The following is a 20,155-nucleotide window of genomic DNA, read 5'->3' as shown; positions in this document are numbered from 1 at the left end:
CTACTTTCTTTTTATCATTCTTTTTAGTATATATTTCACAGCTCTTGCAGGCCCTATCACGATATACTTCAAGGCCCCTTTGATCCCCCCAATTTGATTAAAGTCTACAAAGGTATGGGGTTGAAGATCTTCGCGATTGTTCAATTGCTTATTATCAATAAATGGTGTCAGAACATGTGGGTTTTGAGAGATTCTAAAGTCATATTTTTGATCCCAAGCAATATAGATCAACAAACGTTCGATCGCATGCAATATCGAATTTTGAGGTAAAGGTTCAGCTGGAACATCTGCTGATGTCAAATTCAAATCAAAGAGTGGTTTCAAAGCATCATATTTAAACCAAACAAAGGTCCCATAACTCATGACAAAGGTATTGAGATTTTTGAAGTCAATCGTCTTGGTCGCTCCCATCCGTTCCCAGAGCTTGTTCATCTCTGGTGAAATAAGAGCCTCATTCCAAGCAACCACTATTCGATTGTAACGGAAGAAAGTTGGAATATCTGCGATAGTGATTCCGACTTTTGGATTGGCTTCCATATTGGCTAGGATTTGATCAGCCGGTTTGACCAACATCTCGATCAATTCTTTCCGCCAAGATTCACCTGCCCAGAAATCTGCTTCTTTAGATTTCTTAGTATGGAAATGGCCAACATAATCGTATTTTGAGAGTTGCTCTTTTAAGAGCAGCATTGGCAATACATCCCGTCCAATATTTCCAGTCACCACAACCGTCGCATCTTGTGCCCGATTAGAAAGAATTTTCTCAATATCCTGTTTCTTCTCTTCTACATCTGTCGTGAGCCATAAGTCATAAGCGAAATGAAAGGTTTGAAAAGCATCTAGAAATTCTTCCAGGAGGTCCACATAAAAGACATGAAGATGAACTGCAACTTTTTTACCGAACTCTCCAGCTAATTCCTGGTTTTTCAAGTACTTACGAGACAAGAGATAAGGATAGTCCGGACGATCAATCATAGACATGTGGTTGAGAATCAAGTCTAATGGGTAGTTCGATACACGCTCCAACTCGTCGAAAATATAAGGCATAATTCCTTCATTGTTTGCAATGGTTTTGACTTTGATGAAAGGAACCTTATGATTGAGAATCGCTGTAGGATTATAGTAAGAAAAGTCCGGATAGAGCATTCCTGTAGTGTCTTCATGAATGGTATCAAAGACAGTCTTATAGCGAAAACCAGCATCCAGGAAATTCGTTGTGACCTTGGTTTCATAGTTGTCAATCACATCTTGAACATTGGTGAAATCCTGAACACCTTGCCAAAATTCATGGAAGGCACTTGATGTCAGCACCTGTTTTTTAAAACTAAGATAATAACTCTGAATATGCTCGTTAAAATCCTTGTCTTTCCGGTAATTGGTCATTCCCCAGAAATCCACTTCAGTATCATTTTCAAACCGCTCATAGATTGGTTCTAGATCCCAAAGAGGTCCAAAGCAGGTATCATTCATGAGGGTAACCGAATCAAAGTGAGCTAGTTGGTCAAAGCCGACTGTCTTCATTCCATCCCGCCAAGCCGCAAAGTCAAAGCCAATATTTTGACGCTCAAGAATATCATCTACCAAATGTTGTGTTGCTATATTAGACTTCACGTCTTCTGGTAGCTGACTATTGGAGATAAAAACTACCCGTGAATACAAGGGGCGAATGTTTTCTAATTGGTGGAGTACATGTCCACTGATAAAGTTAAATTTATTAAAGTGGACATATAAAAGTAAACGTTGCATATTATTTCCTTATTCTTAAGAATTTCAAGATCTTTGTTGGAATGGTCCAACGTCGAGAGTGAATGACGGAATTGTATTTGTGAGTTAATTTTTTAAAACTCTCAGATAAATTATATTGATGTTTACAAAATTCTTCGTCACTTTCTTTTTCATAGGAGAACTGAAATTGATTACCTGAACTACTTGAAAGATCAAACAGAATATGTGGATGAGTATTAAAGAATACGAGAACTCCATCTAATTCAATTCCGTTAGAAGTTACAGGGGGAATTTCTCTTTGATCCTCCAATGCAATCAATGACAATTTTTTATAGGATCCCGGAAATTCTGAAAGTAATATTTTTAGACTCTTTTCCTTTTCAAGCTTGAAGATAATAGAGCCCTTATTTTCCATTCTCTCTTTTGTTATTTCATGGTAGGCTGAGTGAAGTCCATCGTTAGAAGCTGAAATCACCACCTGAGATTTACCAATTACTTCGAGATCACGATTATTGAATTTCATCCCCAAAAATCGAGCATACTTGGAAGATAGCTTTCGGTTACCAATTGGCGTTTCTACTTCGATGCAATCTTTAAAGACATCATAAATGGTCTCGAGATTATATTTCTTTCGAGCGAGTTCTTGATCCAGTAATTGCTTTTCTTTATAGGCATCAAAATTCTCAATCACTGTAGCCATTTGTTGACTTAGCAGATCGCTATCTCCTAGTGGATATAAATTCCCAGATTCAAAAAATTTACTCGAAGACAAATGACCTAAATTATCGGAAATGATTGCCGGAACTCCATTGAGGACTGATTCCACAAATACTAAAGAGAATGTTTCTAATTTAGCAGGTAAGACGAGGATATCTTTATCTGTCACCAAGGACCATGGATCCGAGTGAAACCCAACAAAAGTTACATGATCTAGATGATGCGCTTGAATATAGTCATCCATCAACTTTTTGTACTGTTCATCCCATCCTCCGATAAAGACCAGTTCAATATCTTTCCGATTCAAGTGATTATAGGCTGCAAGTAACTCAAGCTGATTTTTTCGTTCGTTAATCCCACCGATGGATACGAAACGAGAAATAGTAGAATTCTTAAGAGGACGCTCTTGAACTTCTGTATAGGGAATAAACGGAATCAATTTGTCAGTCGTAAAATAATTCGTTAGAGTCTGGTACAATTCCCCTTCGACTACAAAAATTTTATCAGATAAATCATCGATTAAAGGAATTAATTCCTTATAATAACCGAACTCGCCAAAAGGAAATTCATGAATAATATAAAAATGTCTGACCTTTTCACATGCAGCTGCAAAGGCCCCCTGAAACACATTGACTGTATTCGAAATAACCAGTTCGATCTGTTCGTTCTGAATGATTTCTCTTACTTCCTCAATATTCTTTTGTTGAGAAGCTTGGATTTCTAACTCTGAAATGTTCAGCGTCTTAGATTCAGGCCACCACCACTGATTGGTTTTTAACTGAAATAGTTTAATTCCAGTTGTATCCATATGACGGAGATAGTCTTTATCAATGTGTGGAGCATTATCCGGTATCACATTATAAACTTCGTGACCTTCTTGAACTAATAACTTCATTAGGTTCACAATCGATACTTCCGCTCCACTAAACATGGCTCCAACAGGAGATACAAATAAAATTTTCATAGCCTACACCAAAGAAATTATTCCCACTTACCTTGACGGATCAACAAACCAGTCGAAGAATCCAACTCCGAACGATTTGTTCGATCCACAACCCGATCAATTGAAAAGACTGGAGGGTTCGTTGTCGACAATATTGCTAAGTTTTCTTGATTTTCATCTCTTAAAAATGCTACTAGTCTTAACTTCACATGATTAAAGTACGGCAACTTACATTTATAAGTGATTTTTTTAGCACCGATACCGGATAATGGAATATCCATGGAATTATCGTTGTACAGTCCATTTCCAGTAGAAATATCAACAAATGAAAAGGCTATATGAGGATTAACAGACTCATCTAATAGATTAAATGAAAACTCAATCACCACCTCATCATCAGGAGTTACTTTCTTAGGAGAAAGCAATCTAGCCGTGAAACCTTCAACTTCCGATGTGACCAAGCCCTCATCTTCATTTCCATGATGATGGGAGTTCGATTCCAAATTGTCAAAACTATATTGATCAGAAACGTCAAAAGGATCACCAATGGCCTTCACCAAACCATTTTCAATCAAAACAGCCTTGTTACAATATTTCTTGACGGCTCCCATATCATGGGTAACCAGTATCGTGGTTTTCCCTGATTTCTTGCGCTCTTGAAAGTAATCGTTACACTTGCGTTGGAAGGCCTCATCTCCTACTGCTAGGACCTCGTCCAAAATCAAGATATCGCCTTGGGCCTTAATGGCAACCGAAAAGGCCAGACGAACCTGCATCCCTGATGAGTAGTTCTTGAGCTTTTGGTTCATGAATTCATGCAACTCAGCAAAGTCTACGATATCATCATACATGGCATCAATTTCAGCTGTTGAGAAGCCTAGCATAGCCCCGTTCATATAGACATTTTCTCGACCTGTCAGTTCTGGGTTAAAGCCCACTCCAAGCTCAATAAAGGACACCAGTTTCCCATCAATAGTGACGGTGCCTTTTTCTGGCACATAGATTTCAGAAATAATTTTCAAGAGAGTCGATTTTCCAGAACCATTTCGACCTAGGATCCCGAAAAAATCACCTTTTTCTACTTCAAAAGAAATATCCTTAAGCACATGTTGTTCTTTGTATCCTTTGATTCCTTTGAAGCGATTGACCAAGGCAGTACGAAGACTATTGGTTGCCTCTGTTGGCAACTTAAAGGACTTGCTGACATGGTCTACTTTTACTGCAATTTGTTTATCTGTCATTAGAGAATCTCCGCAAATTTCTTAGCATGTTTGTTAAAGTAAGCAAAGCCAGCGACAAAAATAAGAATTGGTAAAACATAAGGAACCAAAACCAAGAACTTATTTTCCACCAAAAGCCAGACAGGGGTGTTGGCCTTATCAATCAAGAAGTAGCGCATGTCTTGAATAATTTGAGCCAAAGGATTCATCATGACCAACTTAGCCGCCCATGGATTGCGGTCTGCAATAAAGGTAATCGGATAGATAATTGGCGTCGCATACAAGCCAGCTTGCAGGAGTACTTCCCATACTTGACCTAAGTCACGGAAGCGAACAAAAAATGTCGCTAAGATCAAGGCGCATCCTGTCGCCATCAAGAACAACTCAAAGAATAGCGGAATGACCATCAAAGCTGTCCAAGAGAATGTCACCCCATTAAATAATGAAAAAATCAAGACAACAACCAGGTTAATGACAAAGTTGATTGCTGCTCCTGAAATCGCAGACAAGACAATAATGTGTTTGGAGAAGTTCAATTTTCGCAACAAGTCGCCTCGACTAACAATCGACACCATCCCCATGGATGTTGCTTCTGAGAAGAAGCCCCAGATTACATTGGCCAACAAGAGGGCAACTGGGAAATGGGGCACATCTCCACCCAAGCGTAAGAATCGGATGAAGACAATATACATGATCGTAAAAGTCATCAAGGGCTTCAAAATGGACCAAAGATAACCGATTGCTGATCCCTGGTAGCGTAATTTAAAGTCTGTTTTGATTAACTCTCGTAATAAAATTCGATTTTTCTGACTAAAAACGTCAAACATTATTTTTTACCTCGATATGCAAACTTTGTCAGAATCAAGCTGGTAAATACAAAGGTGTGAAAGGCTCGGTTCTTACGATAACCATACTGATGAATCCGTCTCAGACGTTCTTTTAGTGGAACATCCATAATGGTGACAAAGTTTTCAATAATTTCTTTAGTTTGGGAACTGACAGGCAGATCCAATAGATTTTTTGCTTGTTCTTGACTAGACTCTATGAGATTCCAATACTTGGCAAACAGCACATGGGGTCGGATCCAATTTTTAACCCGTTTTCTGAGAGTTCGAGCACCCAGAACATTGCTACTGTGCTGACGGTACAATTCTGTTGGTTGATCGATATAGATGAGCTTCCCAAAGGCAGTTGCCAACAAGGCCAAATACCAATCATGCATAAGGAGCGCATGTTTTTCTTGACCTGTCCATAACTCCGCCAGAGCGTGGTTAATCATGGCAACTCCGCCAGTTACCGTATTTTCCGTCAACTCTTGAATCAGTTCGGTATTGGCATGATTAGACTGGGTGCGAATCATACTCTCATGCTGCACATTCAAGTTTTCATCGACCACTTTTAAATCTGTGTAGACCAGCAAAGGCACTTCTTGAGGATGCTTCTCGGCTTCTGCTACTTGAAGAGCAATCTTTTCAGGAAGCCAGACATCATCTTGGTCACTGAAGCAATAAAGATCAGCTTTTTCATATTTCAGAAGCGCATGGAAGCTCTTGATAACACCGAGATTTTCGATAGCTCCTTGGTTGATAAAGCGAATGCGCTCATCCTGGGCCACCAACTCTTGAATGATCTCCACCGTACCATCTGTCGATCCATCATCTCGGATCAAGAGTTGCCAGTCTTGATAGGTCTGGTCTTGAATACTTTTGACCTGCTCTTTTAGATACTGTTCACCATTATAGGTGGACAACAAGATATTTACTTTCATAATAAGAATAATTCCTCGTACTCACCTACAATTTTTTCCCAGGTAAAGTTTTGCTTCATATTAGCTTTGGCACGTTGCCCCCATTCAGATACATCTTCTAAAGGATCGACCTGGTCAATCAAATGCGCCAAATTCCCAGTTTCTTTAGTCCAATAGTGAGCCGAATCCTTAGCGACCGTTTGGTTAAAGGAGACCCCTAAAACTAAATTCAGATCCGTCTGGGCAAGAGCCTCTAGGAGACCAGGATTGGTCCCGCCTACTTCATGACCATGGATATAGGCAAAGGCTTCTTTACGTATATACTTCAAGAGGTCTTGATCATAGACGGTTCCTACAAACTTAACACGAGGATCCTGATCAAATCCAGTCCGAGCTCGCAACTCTTCAAAATAGGGATTGCCTTCATGATTACAAATGATCACCAAATCCCGTTTGGTGGAAGAGGCCATAAATTCACGAATGGCGGTCTCGTAATTATTTTCTGGGACAAAGCGGCCCAAGATTAGGTAATAGTTTTTCTCCTGAGTCTGCCACTTGTGATAGAATTCTCGGACCTTATTATCCTGACTGTTTAAGGTGGTCGGAGATAAGTCCGTTCCGTAGGCAATATAGGTCGTCTTGGACCAAGGATAGGCTTCCTTGATATAGGACTCAATACCAGGGTTGTCTGAAATTACCAAGTCCGCATGGCGCGTCATGATCTTTTCAGAATACTTGAGATAGGCTTGGATCGGCTTGGCCCACTTGGCCCGCTTCCACTCCAGTCCATCTGGATTGATATAAAATCGTCCGCCTATCTTATGAATCTTACGAGCAAAGGGTGCCACAAAGGCCCCAATTGTATTGCCCAAAACATAAAAAACTGGCTGTTCAATTCCTTGTTTCTTAATAAGCTTCAAGGCATAGTTGATGGCCATCATATCATAGGCAATGACCCGCGCAGGCCCAAGCTTTGGGGCTTTAATGGTAAAACAATCAACACCCTTGTAATCAAAATGTTGATAAGCTTGATCAGTAGAAAGGCAAGCAACATGGTACTGGATATCTGGGGACACTTGATGCGAGACCAATTGGTCCACAAAAGTCTCAAAACCGCCATATTGAGCCGGAAGTCCACGACTTCCGATAATAAAAACATGTTGCATAGAGTTCCCTTTCAAATCATTTACAGTCTATTCAATTATACCATTTTCTAGGCTTTTTGCCTAATCCAAACAGAAAAGCGACCCTCAAGGGCCGCTTGTTATAAAAAGTTTTTAATTATTCGAATGTTGACTTTTCACATATTGTCTCATCAGCAACTTGGCAATCCATTTGGGCCAGAAGAGTTGGTACATGTATAGATCTTCTTTACTTCGAGTGTTATCGGCTATAGTTTTTGATGTTTCAGACTCTCCATGAATACGGTGGCACATAAGCTTATCAGATACATATGCGAAACGACCTTTATACTCACTGATCTTATACCATGCGTACCAATCCAAACTCACTCTCATTCCTTCATCAAAATAGAAATTCTTCAATTTTTCACGATTATAGGTGACAGCTGGACAACAAATCGGATTCCCAAAAGCCATCACACGGTTTCGCCAAAAGTGACTAGCAGGAAAAAGATTCATAGTTTTTAACATCAAGGTTTTGATCTTCAGATTTGTATTCGCAGGAATTTTATAGCCATCTTTTTCTTCAAAATAATCAGAATACCCAATCAACACATCTTGATTTTTTTCCATCTTAGCCAAAACTTTCTCAGCATAGTCCGGCTCATAATAATCATCCTGATGGGCGATGGTAGCATACTTCGTCTCTACAAAAGACATGGCATTGTTCCAATCCTTACCAATCCCACCACCTTGCTTGGTGTAAAATGGAATAGCATAACGCTGACAAAGTTCCTTGATCGAATCCAGTGGTGTTGAACTGTAACAGATAATCTGTGATTGGAGAGTTTGATTCTTCAAGGATTGAATACAAGCTTCTAAGTATTCGCTCTCTCCATAAGCACAAATCACCCAGGTATGATTATTGATCATCATTCTCCTCTTTCGTTTCTACTTGACTTTTTAAAATAGATAATTCTTGAACTAAATGCTTTATCTGTTCTTTTTGTTTTGACAAAGTCATGGTTTGCAAAAAAGCGATAACTAATAAGAAAAATATAGCAAGCGACAGTAAAAAATTTGATGTCAATTCAAACCCAAGTAACCCTGCAAAATAACCAGGAATAACATCAAAAATTGAAATAATAATCATGACCAGACTGATGACAATCCACATGAATGCCTGTTCAAATAAGATATTATTTTTGTTGATATTTCTAATAACTAGATAAAGAAAGAAGATTGAAGCCACTAACATAACAATAGATAACACTGACATTATTCACCCTCCCTCATAAATGCTGCGATTAAAATAGATGAACATACTTCAATCATATAACGAATAGACTTGATAGGGGTAATGGAGGACACTCCACCTGTACGTTCAAACATATTGGCAGGTTTTTCCACAACTTTATATTTACGTTTCAAAATGTGAACAATCGTCTCAGGCTCTGGATATTTAATTGGGTAACGATTAGCAAATTGTTTTATAATAGCTTTGTCAGCTAATCGGTATCCCGATGTTGTGTCCAAGACTCTTTGACCTGTTGTCCATTTAATCAGATTTGAAATAACTCCTATACCAAAACGTCGCATAAAAGTCGTCTGAAATTCAGACTTAACATCACCAACAAAACGAGATCCGATAACTAGATCTGCTTCATTTTTTCGAATTGGGTCTAGCAATTCCGATAAAGACTCAATATCATGCTGGCCATCACCGTCAAATTGAACTGCTACATCATAATCATGCGCTAGTGCATATTTGTATCCTGTTTGAACCGCACCACCAATTCCAAGATTCATCACAAGATGAACAGCATTAAAATGGTTCTCTTCCAGAATTTGTTTTGTCTTATCTGTTGATCCATCATTGATCACAACATAATCCAAATCATAATCCACTTTCTTACGATAATTCAAGATACTTGTTACCGTATCAAAAATACTTTCCTCCTCATTGAAGGCAGGAATTATCATTAAAACTCTCAACTAGTTCTCCTTTCCTTTACAGTAAAATCTCGAAAACAGTGAAACTAATCTCAAACGTTCTAAAGTTCTAAAAGCCATTACAGAAATAACTGTTTGAATTCTTTCTCCAGTTATCTCAGATGATAATGGTGTTAAATTTGAATCAATATTTTCTTTAGAAACCCATTGTTTAATTCTTCTATATTGATCCATAAATGACGAACTTGAAGCGGCTCTTCCAGAAAAGAGTAAGTACCAAATGTAATATCGTTTAATAAAATAGCGAATATATTTTGAATCACCAGCAACTTGAAGCAAGTGACTCAGGAAATACACAATATCTATATTCGGATTAAAGCCTCTTTGAGATGTGTTTGAGATACTCTTCTCGTTAAAAAACCAATTATAGCCATTATAATCAATTATTTTAATTTTTTCTGTTAAATTGTAAGCAGTCAAAGTAAAGATAACATCTTCACCTATTGGATAATCAAAGAACTGGATATTATTATCTATTAAAAATGAAGTTCTATAAATACGTGCCCAAGGAGCAACGACTATATACTTAGACCATTCAGACTGTGTTAAATCTTGCTTAAAAAGTGTCTTCATTTCCTGATTAACACGCTTATAACCCCCAAGAACAATATCTAGTTGTTCTTGATCTATTTCATTATAAAAACGTTCTAAATAATCTGAATCAACAAAATCATCATTATCGATAAATACAATGTACTTCCCATTGGCAAGTTGTATACCTTTATTTCTGGTTTTAGCAACTCCCTCATTTTCTTTATCAATTACTCGGATAAAATCATTATCAGCTGAATACTTTTTAATAACTTCTAAACTATTATCTGTAGAGCCATCATTTAAAAGAATAATCTCAAAATCTGTAAATGATTGATTAAGAAGAGAATCCATACATTGTTTAATTCCCTCTTGTGCGTTATATACAGGAATTATTATAGAAATTGCTGGATTTGTCATTAATATTTCCTCACTTTGTCTATATGGGCCTCTTAAAATTAACACACGAAAACGTACTAATTAATTTTTCAGCAAATGAACTTGGTTTTAGATTATGCCATTATAGTCAACAAATATTATTGAGATTTTAACTTCAAACTCTTATAACTTACATAAAGATAAATTAAAAAACTAGATATTAAGAAAACAGTCATTGAAATTAAAAATGAAACGGCAGCTCCCAAAATACCATTATTCATTACAAAAGACATTGTAATAAGTTTTGCAATAAAAAATGTAACTATATAGGCAATAACTAAATAAGATTGTCTCCTAAAGATTGTCAATACGACATCAATAACCAATGCAAGAACATTTAAAATACCTGCTGTAAGCAATATAGTAAATGGAACTTTATATTGTACTAAAGAAGTACCATACACAAATCCAAGTACTTCTGTACCTACTAAATAACCGATACCAATAATTATTAAACCTAAAATAAACATTACAGAAAAAAGAATATGAACCTGTTTGTAAAATAATTTATATCTCTTTTCGTACCAATAAATTGATAGCTGAGTTGTTAATGGACGTAAAATGAAAAATAACAGAGATAAAACAAATACCGGCATAAATAAAACATTAAAATCTCTTTGAATACCATTTGAAAAATAGCCCTGTGCTAATAATGTATCAATATCTATTTTAGCTTCATTATAAACATAAGTAATTAGAAAACCATTTAAAAATAATGGGAAAGCATCTTTTAAAATTGAAATGATATTAGAACTATCATTTTTCAATGATGGTAAAAAATCAATATCAAAAAATTTCTTCGAAATTCTATAGTCTAAAATTATTGTAAGAAAAATATTTGCTAAACAAACTATAACACTTGAAATCATTAATGAATTTGAGAGAAATAAACACAAACCAAAAATGATGATGCAGACCCAACTTCTATAAAATAAAATTTTTCCGGCTAAATCTGATCTATTATGTTGTTGAAAAAAACCCTGAAATACATCTGAATAAGCATCAAACGCACGATATAGTACTAACAATAACACAATTAAACTTTTATACAAATCATATCCTTGTATAATAATATAGAAAAAAGAAGTTAGTATCATTAACAATAGCGTCACAATACGAGTGTTATGATATGAATTAAAAGTATATTTTTCTTGTACATCTGTCGACTGCATATTTCGTATTTGAAAATATCCTAACACATAGAATTGTTGTCCCAATGCAAAGGCTATACTGAAAATATCTGAACTTTTTGGATCAAGTAACCTTGAAGCTAACAACAAAAGAACAACTGACACTAAAGATGATGAGATCGTTCCTAACATATTCCAAATATAATTCTGTTTTGAAGAAATTTTTGAAAAATCTCTATCATTCATTATGTTTACCTTCTTTAATACATTCATTATACTTTGAAAAAATATTTCTCCTACAAAAGACTTTCTCCTTATTATACTATAGTTTTTATAAAATGTGTAAAAGACAAGTAAATATAACACAAAAAGACCTGAAAGGCCTTTCTTATATTATCAAAAAATTTATTTCACTTCTTGTTTATAAAACTCTTTCAAAGCATCCTTCCAAGTTGGAATAACAAATCCTGTTGCTTTCGCTTTTGCCAAACTCATTGTTGAGTTCAGTGGGCGTTTCGCCTTAGCTGGGAATTGGCTGGAATCCACTGGCTTCACTTCTACATCCGTATCTTTGAGGATTTCAACTGCAAAGTCATACCAAGTTGTATCTTCTTCAGCATCATTTGATAGGTGGTAATAACCATATTCCTTACGGTTTTCAGCCAAATAAGTCATGAACTCAGCAAGAGTACGTGTCCAGGTTGGACGACCATGTTGGTCGTTGACGACTGTAAGTGTTTTGTGTGTCTTCGCAAGATTTTGCATGGTGAAGACAAAGTTCTTACCGTAGTTCCCGAAGACCCAAGCCGTACGGATGATATAGAAGTTGGAGACATGTTTCTCAACCAATTCTTCCCCCATACGTTTGGTACGACCGTACTCTGTTTGAGGATCTGGTTGATCGTCTACTTCCCATTCTTGTCCCACAGGTTTTTTACCATCAAAAACGTAGTCCGTTGAGATATAAACTAAGGTTGCACCGTGTTTTTCAGACGCTTTTGCTACATTTTCCGTACCAGTCACGTTGATCGCATAGTCCAACTCTTTACCTTCATCTTCCGCAGCATCAACAGCTGTGTAAGCAGCACAGTGGTAGACCAAGGTTGGTTTTACTTCCGCAAATACCTCGTCAACTTTATCTGCATTTGTGATGTCCATTTCAGCTACATCAACAGCTACATATTCTTCATTTCGTTCGTCTAACAAATGGCGAAGCTCCGTTCCAAGTTGACCATTTGCACCTGTAATTAAAATCATGTTACGTTCCTTTCAAATGCTTTATCCCTATCATTATAGCAAAAAAAGCAGAAGTTTTCTGCTTTTTACTTGCTTTTCTCTTTGATAACATAAATTGGACGTTTCTTGGTTTCCATGAAGATCTTACCAATATATTTCCCTAAAATCCCAATGGTCAATAATTGGAACCCTCCAAGGAAAAGAATCACTGTCATGAGGGAAGGCCATCCAGAAGTTGGATCCCCAAAGACCAAGGTGCGGATTACAATCAAAATCATCATGATAAAGGCCAAAATCCAAGATAACAGTCCACCAATAAAGGCAATGTTTAATGGGACATCCGAGAAATTGACAATCCCTTCAATCGAGTACTTAAAAAGGGACCAAAAATTCCAAGACGTCTCTCCTGCCACGCGCTCGACATTTTTATATTCGAGGTATTCTGTCTCAAATCCTACCCATGCAAAAATCCCTTTTGAAAAACGATTGTACTCCGATAACTCCATGATAGCATCGACCATGGGACGGCGCATCAAACGGAAATCACGCGCCCCGTCCACCATTTCCACTTGGCTAATATGATTGATCAATTTATAAAACATCCGTGCAAAGAAAGAGCGGATCGGTGGTTCCCCGTCACGGGTTACGCGTCTTGTTCCGACACAGTCTAAATTCGGCTGTTCCTCCAACTTCTGCTTCATTTCAATCAATAACTCCGGGGGATCCTGCAAATCTACATCCATGACTGTCACATATTCACCACTAGCACGCTCAAGTCCAGCATATAGTGCGGCCTCTTTTCCGAAATTTCGAGAAAAAGAAAGGTAGTGCACATTTGAATCTGTAACATGTAGCTTTCGAAGAACGGATAGTGTACCATCTGAAGAGCCATCATTTATAAAAATATATTCAAACTTTTCTCCCATCTTCATCCGAACACGTTCCATTTCTCGATAAAACAATGGAATTGATTCTTCTTCGTTAAAACATGGGACTACAACTGATATGGTCATCTCTTACTCCTTGACTTATTCACTTTCTATTTTAACAGAAAACTCTCGTAAACCCTAGTATTTTTCACCCCGTCCCTCCCCCTTTTCATGGTATAATAGAGTGAATCGATTACGGAAGGACACCTTATGTTAAAGCTGGGAATTATTGGTACGAGTTGGATTTCACATGAATTTATTACAGCTGCTCATCAGGCAGGCCACTATCACTTGCAGGCTGTGTATTCAAGAAAGATGAAGACGGCTCAAGAGTTTTGTGAGCCTTATGGGGCGATCTCTTGCTACACGGATGTCATCGACTTCTTAGACAGTGAGCTGGATGTGGTCTACATTGCTAGCCCTAATTCTCTTCACTTCGCTCAGGCCAAGCTTGCTATTCTGGCCAAGAAGCATGTCATCATTGAAAAACCGGCTGTGACCAATCCTTCTGAATGGAAAGAACTGATCAAGCTCGCTAATGAGCACCAGGTCTATCTCTTTGAAGCTGCCAGAAATTACCAAGAAGCAGCCTTTCAAGTAGTTAAAAACTTCCTCTCTAACCAGGAAATATTGGGTGCCAACTTCACCTTTGCCAAATATTCTTCTAAATTGCCAGCCCTTCTTGCAGGTGAGATGCCCAATATTTTCTCAGATGTCTATGCAGGTGGAGCCTTGATGGATCTGGGAGTCTACTGCCTCTACCTGGCCATTGGCTTCTTTGGAGCTCCACTCTCCAGCCACTACACCGCTCAGCAATTACCCAATTCGGTTGATCTCTATGGTCAAGGTGTCTTGATTTATCCAGATTTTCAGGTTGCTATTCAGGCAGGGAAAAATATCACCAGCCATCTACCTGCTGAAATCTACACCAAGACTGGAACACTAACTCTCAATGCTGTAGCAGCCATCAACCAGGCTCGCTTCGTCAGCCATTCTGGGGAAGTCATCGACCTTCCAATCCAGCCCTGCCCACACCAAATGCAAGAAGAGGCGGAAGCCTTTGCCCTTGCCATCGCTCATCAAAAGCCTGCTGCTTATCTTGAATGGTTACAAACAGCTGAGCAGGTCCATGAAACCCTCTACCAGATGCGTCAAAGCGCTGAAATACAATTTAAGGATGAAAAAGAATGAAAGAACAATTTCCACAAAGCTGGAAAGACCAGTTAGAAACACTCGGATTTGATGCATTCACTGAAATTCAGGAACAGATCTTCTCCCCTATCTATGAAGGAGAAAATGTCCTCGGGATCAGTCCTACCGGTACAGGTAAGACACTCGCCTATCTCTTTCCGAGCTTGCTCAAACTCAAACCGAAGAAGGCCCAACAACTCTTGATTTTGGCTCCTAATACAGAATTAGCAGGACAAATTTTTGATGTCACCAAACAATGGGCAGAGCCTCTCGGTCTCCAGACACAACTCTTCCTTTCAGGATCTAGTCAAAAACGGCAAATCGAACGCCTCAAAAAAGGACCCGAAATCCTGGTTGGGACGCCTGGTCGGATCTTTGAACTGATCAAGCTGAAAAAGATCAAAATGATGAATGTGGAAACCATCATTTTAGATGAATTTGACCAACTACTGAGTGATTCTCAGTACCACTTCGTCGACAAGATCAGCCACTATGCTCCCCGCGACCACCAACATATCTACATGAGCGCCACAGCCAAGGTCGATCCAGATCAGCTAGAAGAAAATACCCTTCGCATTACGGTTGATGGAGTTTCTTTGGACAATATTCAACATTTTTATATGCAAGTGGATCGGCGTGACAAGGTCGAATTGCTCCGCAAACTCGCCTACGTCGAAGATTTTCGTGGTCTGGCTTTTTTCAACAGCCTATCTGATCTGGGTAGTGCTGAAGAAAAACTACAATACCGGGGTGTTGAGGCCGTATCGCTCGCAAGCGATGTCAATGTCAAATACCGCAAGGTCATTCTGGAACGCTTCAAAGACCATCAGCTGACCCTCTTGCTGGCCACCGATTTAGTCGCTCGTGGAATCGACATTGAACATCTTGAGTGTGTGATTAACTACGATATTCCTCGTGATGTGGAGACCTATACCCACCGTGCCGGTCGAACAGGACGAATGGGGCGTGAGGGCTATGTAATCACCTTTATCACCCACCCAAAAGAACTCAAATCCTTAAAAAAATACGCTTCTGTACGTGAACTGGTTTTAAAAAATTCCGAACTCTTTTTAAATGAATAAGAAAATCCTCTGCTAGTGAATGAACTGCAGAGGATTTTTACGTTAATTTCCATTGTAATAAATGCGATGACTTTCAAGTTGATAATCCAACAATTCATCCACCGTTACAAAGGTATAGCCTTGTGATTTGAGGTAGTCAAGGACGGTCGGTAGAGCGTCAATCGTGGTTTGATGGATATCATGCATGAGGATAATCGAACCCGGTTTGACTTCTTTTTTCACTTCATTGAGAATAGCCGTCGTATTATGCGTCTTCCAATCTAGGCTATCCACATCCCACATGATGAAGGATTGGTCGACACCGTATTGGATGGCACTATTGATGGCTCCATACGGAGGACGGGTAATCTTGGTCTGCACACCTGTCGCTTTTTGAATAGCTTCTTGGGTATCCAAGATTTCTTTTTTAGCATTATCCAAGCTCAATTTTGGCAACTGAGGATGATCCCAGGTATGGTTCCCGATTTGATGACCTTCTTTGCGGACTTGCTTAGCAATATCCGGATTCGCGCTGACATTTTTTCCAACCATAAAGAAGGTAGCTTTAGCATTGTATTTCTTTAAGATGGCCAGCGCCTGAGGAGTCGTGGTTGGATCTGGTCCATCATCAAAAGTCAGAGCAATCATCTTACGGTGGCGTTCTTCTATATAGGATTCGTAAGAAGCTAGATCATCAGGAAGCAAGCGCTCTGAATCGATCACATCATAGAATTTAGACAAGGGAACAGTGAAGGTATCATCTCCCTTAACCTTGGTTGGAAATGGAATGGTGAAATTTCCTTTTTCATATTGGAATTCCCATTGGCTCAAATCCAACTCTGAGAAGTGGGCAACCATTTGATCAATGCTTTCCTCGTCCAGCTGACGAAAGGCTAGATTTCCCCGTAATTCCTCCAAAAAGATCTGCTTGGCTCCATCTGGATCCGCAAAAACTTGGCTCAGGGTCAGAGGATTGTTCTCATCATCCAAGTAAAAGAGGGGCAACTTCACCGTCTCATCTTTGATGAATTTCCCTTTTTTGTACTGGTATTCAGCCCGTTTGATTTGGATAGGGTGATAACCAACAAAAGGCGCTTCTGCTTCTTCACTATGGTAGAAGGTCAAATGCTTTGGCTCCTTGGTTTTCTCATCGGATCCTAGACGCTGAAGGTCTTCTTGGATCTTCTCTTTCACAATCTCAACAGGCTGTCCATCTTTAGTAGGATAATAAGCCGTCACATAAGAAGTTCCTAAAATCCCTTTCTGAACTTGAACATCTTTCCCTTTTTCAGAGCTTTTCTCGAGTTGGGTGACCTTGGCAAACTGATCCTGATAGGCCTTTTGTTCACGAACCCTTTGAATCTTTTGATAGCCGATATACAAAAGACTCAGTAAAAGGAGATTTGTAATGATTAATAAAATAGTTTTCGTGTGTTTGAATCTCATAACTTTATTATAGCAAATTTCTCTCGAAAAAACATTCCTTTTTTGTAAATGGTTTCATAAAAAAGAGAGAGTGGGACAGAAATCGGTAATTCGTTAGAATTCGATTTCGTCGTCCCACCTCCGCACAGTTGAGTAGGGCTGTAAAAGCTGATGAAATCAGCGTAGTAGAGCCCACTCAACCACTGCGTCTTGCTCGACAATCCAAAAATAATTGAGAGGCTAGGACTTTTGTCCCAGCCCCCTAATTTTTAATCCCTCTTATTTTTCGCGAATGACTTCTACTTTATACCCATCCGGATCTACAACGAAATAGTAATTCGGTTGCGTCCCTGGAAGACCTTTTGGTTCTGTCACTTCATAGCCTTTAGCCTTGTGTTCCGCATTCAAACCTTCTAGATCAGGAGTACTCAAGGCAACGTGAGCATAGCCATCTCCGATGACATATGGACCATGATCATAATTGTAAGTCAATTCCAGCTCATAGTCATCTCCAGGCAAGGCCAAATAAACAATCGTAAACTTATAGTCTGGGAAATCTTTCCGACGTTTTTCTTCAAAACCAAAAGCATCTTGGTAAAAAGCGATTGATTTTTCTAAGTTTTCCACACGAAGGCAAGTGTGCAACATTTTTGAACTCATAGGTTTTCCTCTTTTCTATTTTTTAAAAATTATGAACGATTTTTTTTACGACTTTCCGTCTTAATGGATAATTTCACTTCAAAGATGGTCCCTTTTGGTTTATTATCTTTGACTTGAATGGTCCCTTTAAAGGCTTCTACAATCTGCTTAGCGAGGGATAACCCCAAACCAAATCCACCTTTCTGACGGGTTCTGGCCTTGTCGACCCGGTAAAAACGATCAAAAATCCGTTTCTTATCCTCATCTCGAATCCCTGGACCATTATCCAGTACTCTCAAAAGAAGATTTTTATCCTTCAACTGGACTTCAAACTGGATCTCGCCATCTTCATCGGTATATTTCAAGGCATTGTCATAGAGAATGGTCATCAATTGCTTGAGGAGCGTTCTATCAGAACAAATGACTTTGTCCACCTGATTGTCTCCTCGGAAGAGTTTATCATTTTCTTCCGCAATGATCTCAAAATTCGAGAAGGTCTGATCGAAAAAGCTTGGTTCGATATCTTCCATCTCCGGCTTCAAGCCGTCATCTCTTCGGGCAATGTTAAGAAGGTTGGTAGTCAAGAGCTTCATATTTCGAACTTCATCCAAGCTGGATGCAATATTCTCACTCGATTCCATAATGGTCGCTTCAGGCTTTCTAAAAAGCGTTTCGAGGCGATTTTGCAGAACTGCTAAAGGCGTCCGCAACTCATGGGAAGCATTTTCCACGAAAGCCTTTTGCTTTTGCATACTCTCAAGAAGGGGCTTGACGCTGAGACGTGCTAAGAAGAGACTAGCGAATAAAGAGATTCCCCAGAAGCAGATCATGACAAGGGCGATTTGGCTTTCGTGCTCTTCACTGGTCTGCTCTAGCTGACTGATATTGGTCATGACAACCGCATACTTGATATCACTATCACTTTCATCATCAGATAAACTCAACTCTGCCATATAAGCCCGGTAACTTTCTTTTTTCCCATAGCTATTTGTAATTTGAAGCTGGGAAACCTTGTTGAGGAGCTTTCGACCAAACGTCACCGTTTTGAAGTTTAAAAACCCATTACCGGTTGTCAAGTTTTCATATTTTTTATTGAGCAAAACAACAGTGGTATTGGATGTGACATCCCCTTTAGGTTCTGATTTATCATGATCTGGGATCATCATCTCATGATCATTATCATCTCCTTTGGTATTTGACTGTCGCTGGTCTCGATAAGCAATCGCTACAAGTGAGTATGGATCCTGACTGAGAGTCTTGAGGTTTTCATCGACCGTTGTATAGAGACTCGAGCGCATGACCTGGATGATAATCAGGGTCATGGCTGAGAATATCAAAGTAAAGAGCCCAAAATATCGGATGAAGTAGGAAAAATCATCTTCTCCGACAGTTTTCTTAATTCTGGTTAGCATCTTTTAAGATATACCCCACACTGCGCAATGTTTGCAAGCTCTCAACGAAATCGGTACCTTTTAATTTCTTACGGATTTTTGAAACATAGACTTCAACAACAGAGATGGTCGTATCACTGTCAAAGCCCCAAAGGCGATCGAAAATCTGTGTCTTTGGAAGGATGACATTTTGGTTTTGAAGGAAGTAGACCAAGAGATCAAATTCCTTCCCAAGAAGTTCCACTTCCTTATCGTCCACGTAAGTCGAATTGGTAGATAAGTTGACCTTCAAATTGCCATAATTAAGGGTATTTTCATTGACCTTTCCTGAGCGCTTCAAGAGGGCTTGAATCCGCATCTTAAGCTCTTCCAGGTAGAAAGGCTTGGTGAGGTAATCGTCTGCCCCTAGCTCAAAGCCGTGTCCCTTGTCATCCAGGCTTTCTTTAGCTGTCATGATTAAAACAGGGGTTGTCACGCCTTTTTCACGCAATTCTTTCAAGACATGGAAACCGTCTTTTTCAGGAAGCATGAGGTCCAGCAAAATCAAATCATAGATGCCACTTTCTGCTTCATAAAGACCTTCTTCTCCGTCAAAGACCTGCATAACGTCCGCAAAATCATCTAAAAAATCAAATACTGAATTTGATAAACCAAGGTCATCTTCGACCAATAGAATTTTAATCATTGTCGTATCCTCT

At 38.9% G+C, this 20,155-nt stretch carries 19 protein-coding genes; 2 read left to right on the top strand and 17 right to left on the bottom strand.

Annotated features, from left to right (window positions below):
• The 13 genes from LPB220_RS04700 to LPB220_RS04640 all read right to left on the bottom strand — a co-directional run bounded on the left by LPB220_RS04700 (position 1) and on the right by LPB220_RS04640 (position 13,834).
• Positions 1-1,746 carry a rhamnan synthesis F family protein gene (locus LPB220_RS04700; protein WP_150905846.1) on the bottom strand — a complete coding sequence of 582 codons (1,746 nt, stop codon included), beginning with the start codon at positions 1,744-1,746 and terminating at the stop codon, positions 1-3.
• Position 1,747: 1 nt separating this feature from the next.
• Positions 1,748-3,406: a glycosyltransferase family 4 protein gene (locus tag LPB220_RS04695; protein ID WP_150905844.1), complete on the bottom strand. Its 1,659-nt coding sequence runs from the start codon at positions 3,404-3,406 to the stop codon at positions 1,748-1,750.
• A gap of 17 nt (positions 3,407-3,423) precedes the next feature.
• Positions 3,424-4,626, bottom strand: coding sequence for an ABC transporter ATP-binding protein (locus LPB220_RS04690; protein WP_150905842.1), 1,203 nt, complete (start codon positions 4,624-4,626; stop codon positions 3,424-3,426).
• Positions 4,626-5,432, bottom strand: coding sequence for an ABC transporter permease (locus tag LPB220_RS04685; protein ID WP_150905840.1), 807 nt, complete (start codon positions 5,430-5,432; stop codon positions 4,626-4,628). Before LPB220_RS04685 ends, LPB220_RS04690 begins: the two co-directional genes overlap by 1 nt.
• Positions 5,432-6,373 (bottom strand): glycosyltransferase family 2 protein, encoded by a 942-nt coding sequence (locus LPB220_RS04680; RefSeq protein ID WP_150905838.1) that lies wholly within the window; start codon positions 6,371-6,373, stop codon positions 5,432-5,434. Before LPB220_RS04680 ends, LPB220_RS04685 begins: the two co-directional genes overlap by 1 nt.
• Positions 6,370-7,518: a beta 1-4 rhamnosyltransferase Cps2T gene (cps2T, locus tag LPB220_RS04675; RefSeq protein ID WP_150905836.1), complete on the bottom strand. Its 1,149-nt coding sequence runs from the start codon at positions 7,516-7,518 to the stop codon at positions 6,370-6,372. Before cps2T ends, LPB220_RS04680 begins: the two co-directional genes overlap by 4 nt.
• A 111-nt stretch (positions 7,519-7,629) precedes the next feature.
• Positions 7,630-8,406 (bottom strand): glycosyltransferase family 2 protein, encoded by a 777-nt coding sequence (locus LPB220_RS04670; protein WP_150906797.1) that lies wholly within the window; start codon positions 8,404-8,406, stop codon positions 7,630-7,632.
• Positions 8,396-8,752 (bottom strand): DUF2304 domain-containing protein, encoded by a 357-nt coding sequence (locus LPB220_RS04665; protein WP_049485745.1) that lies wholly within the window; start codon positions 8,750-8,752, stop codon positions 8,396-8,398. Before LPB220_RS04665 ends, LPB220_RS04670 begins: the two co-directional genes overlap by 11 nt.
• Positions 8,752-9,468, bottom strand: coding sequence for a glycosyltransferase family 2 protein (locus tag LPB220_RS04660; RefSeq protein ID WP_191904622.1), 717 nt, complete (start codon positions 9,466-9,468; stop codon positions 8,752-8,754). Before LPB220_RS04660 ends, LPB220_RS04665 begins: the two co-directional genes overlap by 1 nt.
• Positions 9,469-10,437, bottom strand: coding sequence for a glycosyltransferase family 2 protein (locus LPB220_RS04655; RefSeq protein WP_150905834.1), 969 nt, complete (start codon positions 10,435-10,437; stop codon positions 9,469-9,471).
• Positions 10,438-10,553: 116 nt separating this feature from the next.
• The gene (locus LPB220_RS04650; protein ID WP_150905832.1) at positions 10,554-11,858 is read right to left on the bottom strand and encodes an oligosaccharide flippase family protein; all 1,305 of its coding nucleotides are present in this window, start codon (positions 11,856-11,858) and stop codon (positions 10,554-10,556) included.
• Positions 11,859-11,990: 132 nt separating this feature from the next.
• Positions 11,991-12,842, bottom strand: a complete 852-nt coding sequence (gene rfbD / locus LPB220_RS04645; protein WP_150905830.1) for a dTDP-4-dehydrorhamnose reductase — start codon at positions 12,840-12,842, stop codon at positions 11,991-11,993.
• 65 nt (positions 12,843-12,907) lie between these two features.
• Positions 12,908-13,834 carry a glycosyltransferase family 2 protein gene (locus LPB220_RS04640; protein ID WP_150905828.1) on the bottom strand — a complete coding sequence of 309 codons (927 nt, stop codon included), beginning with the start codon at positions 13,832-13,834 and terminating at the stop codon, positions 12,908-12,910.
• A gap of 126 nt (positions 13,835-13,960) precedes the next feature.
• Between LPB220_RS04640 and LPB220_RS04635 the strand changes: the two genes are divergently transcribed.
• Both LPB220_RS04635 and LPB220_RS04630 read left to right on the top strand, forming a co-directional pair.
• A complete protein-coding gene (locus LPB220_RS04635) occupies positions 13,961-14,941 on the top strand; it encodes a Gfo/Idh/MocA family protein (protein ID WP_150905826.1) in 981 nt (326 codons plus the stop codon).
• Positions 14,938-16,023 carry a DEAD/DEAH box helicase gene (locus LPB220_RS04630; protein ID WP_150905824.1) on the top strand — a complete coding sequence of 362 codons (1,086 nt, stop codon included), beginning with the start codon at positions 14,938-14,940 and terminating at the stop codon, positions 16,021-16,023. Before LPB220_RS04635 ends, LPB220_RS04630 begins: the two co-directional genes overlap by 4 nt.
• 42 nt (positions 16,024-16,065) lie before the next feature.
• Here the strand turns inward: LPB220_RS04630 and LPB220_RS04625 are convergent, their stop codons facing one another.
• From LPB220_RS04625 to LPB220_RS04610, 4 genes are all read right to left on the bottom strand, one after another.
• A complete protein-coding gene (locus tag LPB220_RS04625) occupies positions 16,066-17,448 on the bottom strand; it encodes a polysaccharide deacetylase family protein (RefSeq protein WP_150905822.1) in 1,383 nt (460 codons plus the stop codon).
• Between the two features lie 258 nt (positions 17,449-17,706).
• Entirely contained in the window at positions 17,707-18,087 is a 381-nt protein-coding gene (locus LPB220_RS04620) for a VOC family protein (protein ID WP_003006623.1), read from the bottom strand.
• 29 nt (positions 18,088-18,116) lie between these two features.
• Positions 18,117-19,478, bottom strand: coding sequence for a sensor histidine kinase (locus LPB220_RS04615; RefSeq protein WP_150905820.1), 1,362 nt, complete (start codon positions 19,476-19,478; stop codon positions 18,117-18,119).
• Positions 19,462-20,142, bottom strand: coding sequence for a response regulator transcription factor (locus tag LPB220_RS04610; RefSeq protein ID WP_049486302.1), 681 nt, complete (start codon positions 20,140-20,142; stop codon positions 19,462-19,464). The genes LPB220_RS04615 and LPB220_RS04610 overlap by 17 nt, the downstream gene beginning before the upstream one ends.
• Positions 20,143-20,155 lie beyond the last annotated feature (13 nt).

The sequence above is a fragment of the Streptococcus sp. LPB0220 genome (assembly GCF_008727815.1).
Classification (GTDB): Bacteria; Bacillota; Bacilli; order Lactobacillales; family Streptococcaceae; genus Streptococcus.
The sequence above is the reverse complement of the archived record's forward strand: the minus strand, read 5'-3'. Positions and strand labels throughout refer to the sequence as shown.

What these genes read in the sequence shown, in the direction of transcription:
- LPB220_RS04695 (WP_150905844.1), bottom strand. Translation starts at nt 3,406, where the DNA reads ATGAAAATTTTATTTGTATCTCCTGTTGGAGCCATGTTTAGTGGAGCG.
- LPB220_RS04615 (WP_150905820.1), bottom strand. Translation starts at nt 19,478, where the DNA reads ATGCTAACCAGAATTAAGAAAACTGTCGGAGAAGATGATTTTTCCTAC.
- rfbD (WP_150905830.1), bottom strand. Translation starts at nt 12,842, where the DNA reads ATGATTTTAATTACAGGTGCAAATGGTCAACTTGGAACGGAGCTTCGC.
- LPB220_RS04630 (WP_150905824.1), top strand. Translation starts at nt 14,938, where the DNA reads ATGAAAGAACAATTTCCACAAAGCTGGAAAGACCAGTTAGAAACACTC.
- LPB220_RS04610 (WP_049486302.1), bottom strand. Translation starts at nt 20,142, where the DNA reads ATGATTAAAATTCTATTGGTCGAAGATGACCTTGGTTTATCAAATTCA.
- LPB220_RS04635 (WP_150905826.1), top strand. Translation starts at nt 13,961, where the DNA reads ATGTTAAAGCTGGGAATTATTGGTACGAGTTGGATTTCACATGAATTT.
- LPB220_RS04625 (WP_150905822.1), bottom strand. Translation starts at nt 17,448, where the DNA reads ATGAGATTCAAACACACGAAAACTATTTTATTAATCATTACAAATCTC.
- cps2T (WP_150905836.1), bottom strand. Translation starts at nt 7,518, where the DNA reads ATGCAACATGTTTTTATTATCGGAAGTCGTGGACTTCCGGCTCAATAT.
- LPB220_RS04665 (WP_049485745.1), bottom strand. Translation starts at nt 8,752, where the DNA reads ATGTCAGTGTTATCTATTGTTATGTTAGTGGCTTCAATCTTCTTTCTT.
- LPB220_RS04620 (WP_003006623.1), bottom strand. Translation starts at nt 18,087, where the DNA reads ATGAGTTCAAAAATGTTGCACACTTGCCTTCGTGTGGAAAACTTAGAA.
- LPB220_RS04670 (WP_150906797.1), bottom strand. Translation starts at nt 8,406, where the DNA reads ATGATCAATAATCATACCTGGGTGATTTGTGCTTATGGAGAGAGCGAA.
- LPB220_RS04700 (WP_150905846.1), bottom strand. Translation starts at nt 1,746, where the DNA reads ATGCAACGTTTACTTTTATATGTCCACTTTAATAAATTTAACTTTATC.
- LPB220_RS04685 (WP_150905840.1), bottom strand. Translation starts at nt 5,432, where the DNA reads ATGTTTGACGTTTTTAGTCAGAAAAATCGAATTTTATTACGAGAGTTA.
- LPB220_RS04680 (WP_150905838.1), bottom strand. Translation starts at nt 6,373, where the DNA reads ATGAAAGTAAATATCTTGTTGTCCACCTATAATGGTGAACAGTATCTA.
- LPB220_RS04690 (WP_150905842.1), bottom strand. Translation starts at nt 4,626, where the DNA reads ATGACAGATAAACAAATTGCAGTAAAAGTAGACCATGTCAGCAAGTCC.
- LPB220_RS04640 (WP_150905828.1), bottom strand. Translation starts at nt 13,834, where the DNA reads ATGACCATATCAGTTGTAGTCCCATGTTTTAACGAAGAAGAATCAATT.
- LPB220_RS04655 (WP_150905834.1), bottom strand. Translation starts at nt 10,437, where the DNA reads ATGACAAATCCAGCAATTTCTATAATAATTCCTGTATATAACGCACAA.
- LPB220_RS04650 (WP_150905832.1), bottom strand. Translation starts at nt 11,858, where the DNA reads ATGAATGTATTAAAGAAGGTAAACATAATGAATGATAGAGATTTTTCA.